This is a genomic window from Psychromonas arctica DSM 14288, assembly GCF_000482725.1.
GTDB lineage: Bacteria > Pseudomonadota > Gammaproteobacteria > Enterobacterales > Psychromonadaceae > Psychromonas > Psychromonas arctica.
Window position 1 is genome coordinate 6,454 of sequence record NZ_KI519485.1, and the last position, 12,120, is coordinate 18,573.

Consider the following 12,120-nt stretch of genomic DNA (forward strand, 5'->3'; position numbering starts at 1 on the left):
TGATATGGGCCGTTAGCTCAGTTGGTAGAGCAGTGGACTTTTAATCCATTTGTCGAAGGTTCAAATCCTTCACGGCCCACCACTCCCCTGATTTATCCTGTTTATATTCCCTTAAATTTTTCATTACAATTGTTGTTTCAAATTGTTATAATTTGCATCTATTTTTCCATTTCTAAGAGTTAAGAATGAGCCAATTATCCCCGCTTGTTGGATCGGATTACCCGTTTCCAGGTAAACCTGTTGAATTATCTTCACAGGAAAAAATCGATTACAAAGCCAAAATCAAACAATTACTTGTTGAAAAAGATGCAGTACTTGTCGCTCATTATTACACCGACCCTGAAATACAAGCTTTGGCTGAAGAAACAGGTGGCTATGTAGCCGATTCCTTAGAGATGGCGCGTTTTGGTCGTGATCACCAAGCTAAAACACTTATTATTGCTGGTGTACGCTTTATGGGGGAAACTGCAAAGATTTTAACTCCACATAAAACAGTATTAATGCCAGAACTTGAAGCAACTTGTTCACTGGATGTCGGTTGTCCTGTAGAAGAGTTCTCAGCGTTTTGTGACCAACACCCAGATCGTGAAGTAGTTGTTTATGCCAATACATCTGCTGCAGTAAAAGCTCGTGCAGATTGGGTCGTTACTTCAAGTATTGCACTCGAAATTGTTGAACACCTTGATAGCGAAGGGAAAAAAATTATTTGGGGGCCTGATCGCCATTTAGGTAGTTACATCGAACGTAAAACTAAAGCTGATATGATCATGTGGCAAGGCGATTGTATTGTGCATGATGAATTTAAAGCAAGTGCTCTGCGTGATATGAAAGCTGTGCACCCTGATGCAGCTGTTTTAGTGCATCCCGAGTCACCTGAAAGCGTGGTGAAGTTAGCTGATGCGGTTGGATCTACAAGCCAATTGATCAAAGCGGCGCAAACGTTGCCTAATAAGAAATTGATTGTTGCAACCGATACAGGCATTTTTTATAAGATGCAACAAGCTTGTCCAGACAAAGAGATGATGGCCGCGCCTACTGCTGGAAATGGCGCAACATGTCGCAGCTGTGCACATTGTCCTTGGATGGCTATGAATGGCCTTAAAGCGATTTATAATGCGTTAACTGATGCCAATGGGCATGAGATTGATGTTGATGCTGATGTTGCCAAAGGAGCATTAGTGTCGTTAGATAGAATGTTAAACTTTGCCGCTGAACAACAGTTAAAAGTTAAAGGTAACGCATAAGCGTTTTACTTTAACTACTGTTCATAACAGTGTTTATTTACACAACTTATTGAGAATATATGATTACTAATGATGTTTTACGTCGAGTTCGTTTTGCACTGCAATTAAACGATACTAAAATGCTCGCAATTTTTGCTTCTGTTGATAACGAAATGAATGTTGATTTCTTACATAGTATAATGGCAAAAGAAGATGCAGAAGGTTTTGTTTTTTGTCGTGACAGCGTATTGTCACTTTTTCTTGATGGCTTAATTTACGAAAAACGCGGCCGCCAAGAAGGCGCTGTACCTGTAATATTACCGGCTAAAGCTGTATTATCTAATAATGATATTCTTCGCAAGCTACGTATTGCTTTAAACTTTAAAGATGAAGATATGTTGAATGCATTGAAGCTTGCAAATTTCCCTGTTTCTAAAGGTGAATTATCAGCTTTATTCAGAAAAGCGGATCACCGTAACTTCAAACCTTGTGGCGACCAATTATTACGTCGTTTCATTGATGGGATCACCGTGCAATTCCGTGGTACTAAACCAAGCACCGATGCAGTAGAAGTAGAGTAAAGGTTACTGCTTTGAGCCAAAACTTAAAAACCGAGCAAATTAGCTCGGTTTTTTTATACCAAGTATTTATTAATTAGTTACTGATTGTCATTGCTGCGTTAGTTTGGGCAAAAAGTAATTTACCTACTAAAGTTGTACCTGCTACCTGATAAGACGGTAACAGCGAAGATTTATATTAAATCTAGCCTTGACTAGAATTCATTTATTTATGTTTTATTTTGTTCGCTTATTTGTCCAGATACAATATGTAGATCTCGCTGTGGAAAAGGTATCGATATATTGTGTTCTGCAAGGATTCGATTAAAACCAGTGTTAATAGCATGCGTCATTGGTAGACGATGCTCAGTTCTTTCAACAAATACTCGCGCTTCAAAATTAAGCGAGCTATCACCATGTTCTAAAAAGAAAACCTGTGGCGCAGGTTGAGTTAATATATCTTCTTTATCCGTAAGCACTTGCATCAACAGGTCTCGGACTTGATCCACATCAGATCCATAAGCAACCCCTATTTTAATCACTACGCGCGTAATAGCATCATTTAAGGTCCAGTTAGTCACGTTCTCTGTAATGATCGATTTATTTGGAAGAAGAACTTCACGGTTGTCGAAATCAGTGAGCGTTGTGGCTCTAATCGCAATATTGGTGACGGTACCCGATTGATCGCCAATGGTAACTAAATCACCGACTCTAATCGGCCTCTCAAATAAGATGATGATACCCGAAACAAAGTTAGCCACAATTTCTTGTAAACCAAAACCTAAACCGACACCCAAAGCAGCAACAATCCATTGTAATTTTGACCAATCTATACCTAATAAAGAGAAGCCAACAACAACACCTGTCCCTATTAATACATAACCTAAAATAGTTACTATTGCATAACGCGCCCCGTTATCCATAGCAAACCGTTCAAAAAATCCTATTTCAATGACGCCACGAATATTTCTGGCCGCGACCACGCCACCAACCATAAAACCAATCCCTAGAATAACTTGCCACAATGTCACACCGCTAGATAACTCTACGCCACCGACAACGGTAGTTTGTTGCCAAAGCACGATGTCTTCAACAATACCTAATGCAGGCAATAAGGGTTTCCAGACAAACCACAAGCAAACGATAAACAGTAATCTGGTGATCCAGTGTATAACTGCTCTGCTTTGTCGAACAACTTCGTCTTTATTTATATTGTTATTTATGGCCTGTGGTGGCATTAAATCATCACTGTTTTGTGCTGCAGATTCTTCTTTCTGAAGTTTCGCTTCTAATGCTTCTAAGCGTTTCTTTTTTACTATATAACGTCGAAAAGTAACTAAAAAGGTACGCAACATAATGCCGTATGCCACCGCAGCCAGCACCAGTAAGATACCTGATAAAAATAATTTTGATTGCAATTCGACTGCGGTATCAAAAAAGCCAAACAATGGAAGTAACCCAATCGCGAACGGAGAAACAACAACAATTGGGAAAGATAAAAGAGCTAAGGTGCTGGCTGCGGTACGTCCTTCGACACTGGTTGCTACACCGCTTTTAGGTTGAAAGAACTGATAACTGAATACTGTAATAAAAAAGGAACCAATGATGAATGCAAGAATAGCGATACCATATCGTAAATCTGGTTGATCGCTAGCCATCGCACTTGCGAAGATAAACGTGACCAAAGACTGTACCCACACAAACCACGTCAACATTTTTCTAAGTTTATCTCGTGCAATATCACTCCAACCAAAATGTTTATCAAATATGCCATCTTCACAGCTCATTGAATGAAAAAATAGTAAAATCAAACTTACAGATGCCATTGATGCTAGGCCTGTCGCAATGGCTATTGAAAAGCTGCTAGGTTCAGCATTATTGAAGATAATTCCTGCCATTGTAAATAAAAAAATGGGTAGTGGTAAGGCTAATATAAAGGTTAACAGCAGAGCAAGGGGGGTTGTAAGGTAAGTATCTCTTCCTACCCTACCAACTTGTTTAACCAATGACTGTAAAACAGCTTTAATTCTAGACTTTAGTAGCAAAATTGTGATGGGGAAGGTGAGTAAAAGTAAAACTGGTACCGTTAATATGCCTGCATACAAGATATTTATTAGTTTCCACCAAGAGTTTGGCGATGTATACCACTCAATATTATTAACGAAATTAATGAGCAGTTCACCGGATTTTTCTGAGTTTGAGGGTAACCAAATAAGTCTTCGATCTAGGAGTTCTCTCAGCTCGGCACTTGATAACAATAACTGATTTATAAGTAGTTTCTCTTCTGTGATGCTATCAGATTGCTCACTTGATACTTCAATTAAAAGGGTTAATAACTCACGACGCGCTTGCACCAGATTTTTTGCCGCTTCTATATCCGAACTTGTAAATTCAATATCTATGTCACTTTTTTCTTTTACTAAATTATCTTTTTTTTCTTGACGTGCATCGGTCAGCAACTGTTTAGCGGCAACTTCAACTTGAGCTGTATTGCGTAAACTTTCTTGCCACAATATGACGTCAAGTTGGTTACGAACTGAATCTTCCTCAATTTTATATTTACGTTTCTCAATACGCGCTTCATTGGGCAAAGACCTTCGTAATCTACGTAGCAATTCTCCTAATTCATCGGTTACTCTTCCTGTTGCTAATACGCGCTCTATTGTTTCAGATGATTGTTCAACTTCTCGTTTTTGGTTACGCAAAATACTTATGTTTTTTTTGTTATCAGATGAATTGGCTTGCTTGTTGACAAGTAACTCTGCAAGCGACAAGTTTTCTCTTGCAATAACAGAAAGCGTTGGCTTTAGTTCAAGTTGACTCAGCATTTCTTTGCTTTGCTTTAAGGTGCTCTCTACTTCTACATTACGACTTTTCGATAAATAATTTTGTAGGCCCAAAATTTTATTTTCAGAAAATTCACTTTGTAACCGCATCTGCTTAAGCTCTGCATCTACCAATGCTTCTCTTACAGGGATGGTCGCTATTTCTCGCTCAAGTGTTTTTATTGCTGCTGCAAGCTTTTCAATAGTCGCACTTTTTTTATAAAAATCAGCTCGGTCATCAAGACTTGCATCTTGGTTTGGTTGCTTAGTGATCGTATCACTAATTGCTTTTTTATCTGCTAGGGCTGCGCTCAGTTCATTTGCAATTTCACTCGCGCGAACACTCAGGTTGCTTTGCTCTGTTTGCTTTTCACCAAGCGCTCTCAAACGGTTTTCTTGGTCTGCAAGGTCAATCAATAGCTGGTTTTCTAACTTATCAATTGATTGATCGGAGGCAATTGTTATTGTTTGATTTTTTAAGCGATTATTTTCATTTTGAATGGCTAATATTTTTTGAGGTGCGGTAGCTGCTCTTTCACTGAAGGTCTTAGCTAACTTTGTTTGCTCGTCCGCTTTGTTAAGTATTTTTCGAGCATCTTCAAGTGTCGTGAGGATTTGTTTTTTTTGTTCATCGAGTAATTCGGTATTTTTGTCTAAACGCTCTATATCATCAACTATTTTTTTGTCGAGACTATTTTGCTGTGCAGATCCAAATGGGACAAATAAGGTAAGGCTCATCAATACGAGTATAAAAAACTTTATTTTTAAAAGTCCGTTGTATGATTTTTTTATCTTGTACAAAAATACTCCGAAAACGCTAGTTATAATTTTATGGTGCTTACTAAATAGAAGGAATTAATTTGTTATCATAATTAATTTACCTTAAATCTTCATGGTTAATCTACCCCAAACCCTAAAACTTATTTCATGCTACGGTCACAGGTAAGCATTTTGATTGGTTCAGATATAAATATTATTAGCATCGAAAAAAACTCGGACATTATTGGGGATTGGTGCATTAAAGTATTTTCAGAACACTAGTTGTAGCAGGTAATTAGTATTGATATATATACAGCGGCTTAAAGTGATTTCCCAATTTACATTAATATTCTCTCATATCGAAAAAGACAGGATTTGGCCACTAGCACTACATTTATAGGTAGGCTGGAACTAATACGTAAAATTACGCTTATGTTAAATCGCTGGTATCTACTAAGAAATCGGCTTTGGTAATCGATGCGTGATACGTTTTAAAAAGCTCTGCTTGTGCTTTTTTATTTATTAATAGAGTCCCTCAAATATCCCTCTCCTCAATCAAGGAGGTTGCACTGTAACTTTTTATTTCGAGATAAACAAAAATTTACCTATTTGGTGTGATTTTTGCATTTGTTAGGGTAAATATAAAAAAGGGTTTCTTAATATGAATACAACAATCATGTCCTCGATACCTAGTCCTTTTATGAGTAATGTTGAAAGTGGGCAAAGCACTGAAGAGACAAGCGCCAGCAAAACATTAGAAGGTACTGAAAAGAACCCGACTTCTGTGGAGATAAAGGCTACAACGAAGGAAGACTCAGTCAGTTTTTCAAATAGGGCAATGAAAATTCAGAGTATTTCCAAAGATTTTTTTAGTGGAGGGCAGTTGTTATTGGCAGATATCCCTCAATATATTAAAAGACTTGAGAGTGATGGTTTTTTGACTGCAGCGGAAGTCGATAAATTGAGTCATACTGATGAAAAGACAACAGATCAGCTTTCGGATAAAACCACTAAAGTACTGGATTGGATTGATAGCTTTCGGGAGAAGGTGAATCAAAAAGACCCTCAAGATGGACTTGTTGACGTCTTAAATCAGGTAGAAAAACACATTGAAAATTTAAGTTCAAACTACAATTCATCAATGACTACGGATGTAAAAAAATCATTGTTGGAGCTCGATAATTATCTTAAAAGTGACAATATGATGCAATGGGAGAAACAAGATATTGAAGCATTAAAAGATGTGAAAACTATACTTTCTCTGGCCAATCAATTGCATTTTAATAAAACAAATTCAACTGCTATTAATAAATATCTTCAGTTTTCTGGGAAGTCTTACGGGTAGTTGATTAGAACGAAAGTGAAATGGCATTTATTCGCCTTTTTAGTCGCGCTTAATGACTATTACGCACCCTATGGTATTTTTTCTTATACAAATAACCGCTTCACTCTTAAATCAACATAAAATACCAAAAGCTATTAGCTAACTAATGGATATCAACTTTTAATTGGTATGGTGAAATTTGAATTAAATGAGTATTTTTCATCTTAAGTATACTCTTTTCATTTAGCTCCTTTCCCAATCACGAGTAGCTAAATAAGCCTATTTCCTTGCCGCATTTATGGAGGGAAACGAAAAGGTCGCTAAGGTGCTTTTGAGGGGGATAAAGTTAGTTAATTGCCCTTGCGACCGCTACTTAAAAAGAACAAGGGTTAATACAACATGCTAATTAATGTACTGAAACGGGATTAAATTCTGAATCGCTGGTTTTTTCTTTAAATGCTTTTTGAAAGAGAGTACTCACAAAAGTTTTCTATTAAACAACTCTCGCATTTTGTTTTTTCCAATTCAGGTGTAACTACCATATAAAATCAACTAATGATGTACATAGACTTTAAACTCGGGAAGGGGACTACTTTTAGATTAAACCATCAACATCATTAAAAATTTTATTTATGGTTAACTTAGCACGCCCAGATGCACGGAAAATAAGTGTATCAAGAGCAGTAGTTGGCTAACCATAGGTGGCATTTAACATTATGTTTGCGGTTTTTTAGATTTGCAGTTTTTCTGCCTACTGCTGTTATTTTTTACAATATTTCTATTATTATTAAGATTCAAAACTCTTAACTCATGATAACTCTTAACTCATGATAACTGTTAACTCATGATAACTATTTTGAAATTAACGGGTTTCTACTTCAATCACCTTTAAACTAAGTAATTTATTAGTCCAGCTTGTTTTGTCGATGCCATCAACCCAAATGATTCGACTGTTTCGTGTTTCGTCTTTTCGTAAATATGTTTCAGGTAATCGATAGCTTGCTTGCCAAACATTAACGGTTTGTTCTGTTATTTTATTAGTTTTATCGTCATAAAAACTGATAGCCACCTTAACAATAACAACGCCATCAGCATTGTTACTGGAGAGTATAAACTTCAAACCAAGTGCTTTGTCTCGCCAAATAGAATCACTATAGGTTACTTTCACGTCATTTTTAACGCTAGTATTCAATAAACCTGAGCGTAGCAGTGAAGATCTATTTTTTAAAGCTTGTTCCGGACTCACAGGGTTCACTGCATTTGAATTAACCATCTTTGATGAACTCGCATTATTCACTTCATCTGCAGCGTCGGCACTAATGGCGACATATTCCCAAGTGTAATCATCGTGGAATGATATTATGGCGCCATTATCAAGTGTAGCCGTGCCTATGCTAGCTGCGGATAACCCTAAAGTGACTGAGCCAAGCAATAAAAATAGTGTGTACTGTAGATAATGAAAAGGCATAAATTTCAACTTTTTATATGGTTTGATTTGATATCAAACATACAGGATATCTATATGTTCAATCAACGTTATGGAACTCAATGTATTAAATTCTCTGTATTAACCCAGATGCTTAGATAAAGTTTTGAAAATAAATCTTTGAAAATTGATATTTTCAATTATTCTCTTGTCTCCTTGTAGCAACAAAAAGTACTTTGCTAGTTATGCTGCTTGGGAGATAAGCGAACGTTAAAAGAGTATTAAAGCTTATTGATATTGTATCAAGGTGAATGTGTTAATCGCTGGTTTTTTCTTTGAATTCACAGAGATCTTCTATTAAACATGAACCACAGCGTGGTTTTCTGGCAATACAAGTATAACGGCCGTGTAAAATCAACCAATGATGAACATCCACTTTAAACTCAGCGGGTACTACTTTCAGCAGTTTCTTTTCAACATCGTCAACATTTTTGCCCATGGCTAATTTAGTACGATTAGATACACGGAAAATGTGTGTATCAACGGCAATAGTTGGCCAACCGAAGGCGGTATTTAACACCACGTTTGCAGTTTTTCTGCCCACACCTGGCAATGCAACCAATGCGTCTCTGTCTTGTGGCACTTCGCTGTTATGAAGCTCGATCAACATTTTACAAGCTTTGATGACGTTTTCAGCTTTACTGTTGTATAAGCCGATAGTACGAATGTATTCTTTTAACCCATCGACGCCGAGTGCATAAATGCTTTCAGGGGTATTCGCGACAGGGAATAGCTTATCGGTGGCCTTATTAACACTCACATCAGTTGCCTGTGCAGATAGTGTTACCGCCACTAATAATTCAAAAGGAGAGCTAAAGTTCAACTCAGTTTCTGGGTGCGGGTTGTTATCCCTTAAACGGGTTAAGATCTCTCTGCGCTTTACTGTATTCATTTGTTCACTATCTTATTGTCGATAAAGTTTTTAAGGGCAATGATTAAGCCCATTAGAATAAATGCACCTGGTGGTAACGCCGCAAGTAAAAAGCTGGTATCGGTATTGTAAAGGGTGATGGTCATAAAACTTGCCCAATCGCCTAATAACGTTTCAATACCATCAAATAAGGTACCTTGCGCTAAAATTTCTCGTCCTGCACCTAATAATATTAATACTGCGGTAAAACCTAAGCCCATCATCAAACCGTCAAATGCGGAGTGTTTTACATTATTTTTAGAGGCGAAGGCTTCTGCTCGCCCTATTATCATGCAGTTGGTTACGATCAATGGAATAAAGATACCTAGTGATAAATAAAGCTGGTAGGTATAGGCATTCATCAATAGTTGTATACAACTAACTAAGGAAGCGATGATCATTACAAATACAGGAATACGTATCGCTTTAGGTACATGATGTCGAATTAATGAGATCAGGATATTAGAGGCAATAACAACAAATAATGTTGCCAAACCTAAACCTAATGCATTGGTTAAAGTATTGGTTACTGCTAATAGTGGACATAATCCGAGTAACTGTACTATGCCTGGATTGTTTTTCCATAACCCTTGCCAGCTTAAGTCCTTATAGATTTGAAGATCTTCATTCGCTGGAATGACTACTTCATCTGCCGCTATATCACTCTCGAGATCTGCATTATTTGCCGTATTATGTACTGTTTCTTGTGTCATTATTTATCTCCACAATTTGCAGTTGTGTTAAATAACTGCGTTTTGTGTTTTTGAAAGTAAATAAGCGTATCTTTAACTGCATGAACAACGGCTCTTGGTGTAATAGTTGCACCAGTAAATGCATCAAAACTACCACCGTCCTTTTTCACTTCCCACTTACTAGCGGCGCTTTCTTGATACTTTTTACCATCAAAAGAATAGATCCAATCAGATTTATTCGTTTGGATTTTATCACCTAATCCTGGTGTCTCTGTGTGGCTATTAATGCGAACACCTGCAATTTTTCCATCGGTATAAATGCCTACTAGTAGCTTTATTTCACCAGAGTAACCCTTAAAGGTACTGGTCTGGATCAACGCGGCGATCGGCTGTTTATTTTTGGTTGCAATAAAGACTTGTTTGGGTTGTTTGTCACCTAATAATTCTGAGTCAACCACGGTGAAACAACTGTCTATAATTTGGTTGTCATATTGGTCAGGTTCAATCAGTTCATTAATATTATTTTGCAGTGCAATCTGCTCCTGTTGCAAAATAATCGGTTGTGTTAACACGTTAATTAATGCGATTGCCCCAGTACAAACAACGGCAAAAGTTGCTAGTAAGAAAGCATTGCGACTGATAATGGGTAGCATCATGTGCGTTTTCTCCCGTAAACTTTGGGTTTGCTGTAATAATCGATTAATGGCACACACATATTGGCGAGTAATACTGCAAAAGCAACGGCATCAGGATATCCACCGACATTACGGATCACCACAACTAATAAAGCACATAATAAACCATAGATGATGCGTCCCTTCACCGTGGTGCTTGCCGTAACTGGGTCGGTTAGAATAAAGAAGGCGCCAAGCATAGTGGCACCTGAAAATAGGTGGAACAGAGGGGATGAATATAAATCGGGATCACTTGCAAAGGGAATAAACGAGAAAATGGTGATACCTACAATGAAAGCCACTGGGATATACCACATGATGACTTGTTTTTTCAGTAATAGAAGTCCACCGGCTAAATACGCTAAATTAACCCATTGGCTACCTTGTAGTGAATCCAAACTGAATAAGGTTGTTTTCAATGTTTCAGATATTGTTTCACCCACGTGTAGCGCATTTCGAATCGTTTCCAATGGCGTTGCTAAAGTGAATCCATCGATTGACGTTTTAATTTGCGTGACACTATAGCCATCAACACTGAAACCGGTAAAAATCAGACTTAAGGTGTCAATGAACGTGACAGGAAAAGCTTGCATGGATTGCACTGGCAACCATGCTGTCATTTGCACAGGAAAAGATATTAATAATAATACATAACCGGCCATTGCAGGATTAAAGATATTTTGTCCTAGCCCACCATAAAGATGTTTAACGATAAGGATGGCAAACAGGGTGCCAATTACAATTACCCACCATGGTGCAAGAGAGGGGATTGCAATGGCCAATAAAATTGCAGTAAGCACTGCACTATAATCACCAATACTACTCATCACAGGGCGTTTACGCAGGGTCATAAATAATGCTTCGACAGCGACTGCGGTAACGACAGCCAATACTATTTGTACATAAATAGCTAAACCAAATAAGTAGCTATGTACAATAATCCCTGGCGTTAACCCTAAAATAACCATTTTCATTATTTCGGGGGTACGTCTTTTGATACGTTGGTGTGGCGAGGTCGAACTAAAAAGTGCCATGGGTTATTGATCCTTCTGTGCCAGTTTTTTGGCTTTTGCTTTGGCAATGACAGCCGCTATTTTGGCTTTTCTATCATCTTGATTATTATCACTGACAGGCTCATTGGATGGTATTACTTGAGTCTGTTGAGTATCGTCTTCGTTGTTCGTTTCTGAGTGTGTTTTTTGATCGTTAATTTTTGGTGTTTCTTCTGCCGCTTTTTGCGTTTCTGCCAATTGTTTTTTATGTGAACGTGCTTGCTCTTTACGTATAGCGCGTTGTTTAATCACTTCTGTATTATCAGGCTCTGATGGATTGTTTGTTTGAGCCGTCTCAGCCTCTTTTGCTAATTTCTTTTCCTTGGCGCGTTTGATTGCGGCTGCAACGGCGGCTTTTTTAGGATCTGCTTGTTGAATTGTTGGTTCAGTCGCTGATTCAGTAGCTGTCTTTGAGTCTGCATTTGCAGCAGCTAATTTTTTCGCTTTTGCACGGGCAATAGCGGCTGCAACGGCTGCTTTTTTAGGATCTGCTTGTTGAGTTGTTGGTTCAGTAGCGCTCTCTGAGTCAGCATTTTCGGCAGCTAATTTTTTTGCTTTTGCACGGGCGATAGCAGCCGCGACAGCTGCTTTTTTAGGATCAGCCTGTTTTTCGGTTGA

At 37.9% G+C, this 12,120-nt stretch carries 9 protein-coding genes, 1 tRNA gene and 1 pseudogene; 4 read left to right on the forward strand and 7 right to left on the reverse strand.

Features of this window, described 5'->3' with window-relative positions:
- Window positions 1-6: 6 nt before the first annotated feature.
- The 3 genes from H592_RS0119105 (at window position 7) to H592_RS0119115 (ending at window position 1,804) form a co-directional block, all read left to right on the forward strand.
- Window positions 7-82, forward strand: a tRNA-Lys gene (locus H592_RS0119105).
- A 103-nt stretch (window positions 83-185) separates the two neighbouring features.
- Window positions 186-1,244 (forward strand): quinolinate synthase NadA, encoded by a 1,059-nt coding sequence (nadA, locus tag H592_RS0119110; RefSeq protein ID WP_028870193.1) that lies wholly within the window; start codon window positions 186-188, stop codon window positions 1,242-1,244.
- A gap of 59 nt (window positions 1,245-1,303) precedes the next feature.
- The gene (locus H592_RS0119115) at window positions 1,304-1,804 is read left to right on the forward strand and encodes a YehS family protein (RefSeq protein ID WP_028870194.1); all 501 of its coding nucleotides are present in this window, start codon (window positions 1,304-1,306) and stop codon (window positions 1,802-1,804) included.
- Window positions 1,805-2,010: 206 nt separating this feature from the next.
- Here the strand turns inward: H592_RS0119115 and H592_RS22855 are convergent, their stop codons facing one another.
- The gene (locus H592_RS22855; protein WP_051369273.1) at window positions 2,011-5,343 is read right to left on the reverse strand and encodes a mechanosensitive ion channel domain-containing protein; all 3,333 of its coding nucleotides are present in this window, start codon (window positions 5,341-5,343) and stop codon (window positions 2,011-2,013) included.
- Between the two features lie 682 nt (window positions 5,344-6,025).
- Here H592_RS22855 and H592_RS0119125 point away from each other — a divergent pair.
- Window positions 6,026-6,709, forward strand: a complete 684-nt coding sequence (locus H592_RS0119125) for a hypothetical protein (RefSeq protein ID WP_028870195.1) — start codon at window positions 6,026-6,028, stop codon at window positions 6,707-6,709.
- 841 nt (window positions 6,710-7,550) lie between these two features.
- Here the strand turns inward: H592_RS0119125 and H592_RS0119130 are convergent.
- From H592_RS0119130 to H592_RS22865, 6 genes and pseudogenes are all read right to left on the reverse strand, one after another.
- Complete coding sequence (locus H592_RS0119130; RefSeq protein ID WP_028870196.1) at window positions 7,551-8,156, reverse strand: DUF3157 family protein; 606 nt, start codon at window positions 8,154-8,156, stop codon at window positions 7,551-7,553.
- 274 nt (window positions 8,157-8,430) lie between these two features.
- Complete coding sequence (gene nth, locus H592_RS0119135; RefSeq protein WP_028870197.1) at window positions 8,431-9,066, reverse strand: endonuclease III; 636 nt, start codon at window positions 9,064-9,066, stop codon at window positions 8,431-8,433.
- The gene (locus H592_RS22860) at window positions 9,063-9,797 is read right to left on the reverse strand and encodes an electron transport complex subunit E (RefSeq protein WP_084296337.1); all 735 of its coding nucleotides are present in this window, start codon (window positions 9,795-9,797) and stop codon (window positions 9,063-9,065) included. The genes nth and H592_RS22860 overlap by 4 nt, the downstream gene beginning before the upstream one ends.
- Window positions 9,797-10,432, reverse strand: a complete 636-nt coding sequence (rsxG, locus tag H592_RS0119145; protein WP_245600456.1) for an electron transport complex subunit RsxG — start codon at window positions 10,430-10,432, stop codon at window positions 9,797-9,799. Before rsxG ends, H592_RS22860 begins: the two co-directional genes overlap by 1 nt.
- A complete protein-coding gene (gene rsxD / locus H592_RS0119150) occupies window positions 10,429-11,484 on the reverse strand; it encodes an electron transport complex subunit RsxD (RefSeq protein WP_028870199.1) in 1,056 nt (351 codons plus the stop codon). Before rsxD ends, rsxG begins: the two co-directional genes overlap by 4 nt.
- A gap of 3 nt (window positions 11,485-11,487) precedes the next feature.
- Window positions 11,488-12,120, reverse strand: a pseudogene (locus tag H592_RS22865) (electron transport complex subunit RsxC); the annotation flags it as partial.

Coding starts and splice junctions, on each gene's coding strand:
- nadA (WP_028870193.1), top strand. CDS start 186: ATGAGCCAATTATCCCCGCTTGTTGGATCGGATTACCCGTTTCCAGGT.
- H592_RS0119115 (WP_028870194.1), top strand. CDS start 1,304: ATGATTACTAATGATGTTTTACGTCGAGTTCGTTTTGCACTGCAATTA.
- H592_RS22855 (WP_051369273.1), bottom strand. CDS start 5,343: ATGAGCCTTACCTTATTTGTCCCATTTGGATCTGCACAGCAAAATAGT.
- H592_RS0119125 (WP_028870195.1), top strand. CDS start 6,026: ATGAATACAACAATCATGTCCTCGATACCTAGTCCTTTTATGAGTAAT.
- H592_RS0119130 (WP_028870196.1), bottom strand. CDS start 8,156: ATGCCTTTTCATTATCTACAGTACACACTATTTTTATTGCTTGGCTCA.
- nth (WP_028870197.1), bottom strand. CDS start 9,066: ATGAATACAGTAAAGCGCAGAGAGATCTTAACCCGTTTAAGGGATAAC.
- H592_RS22860 (WP_084296337.1), bottom strand. CDS start 9,797: ATGACACAAGAAACAGTACATAATACGGCAAATAATGCAGATCTCGAG.
- rsxG (WP_245600456.1), bottom strand. CDS start 10,432: ATGATGCTACCCATTATCAGTCGCAATGCTTTCTTACTAGCAACTTTT.
- rsxD (WP_028870199.1), bottom strand. CDS start 11,484: ATGGCACTTTTTAGTTCGACCTCGCCACACCAACGTATCAAAAGACGT.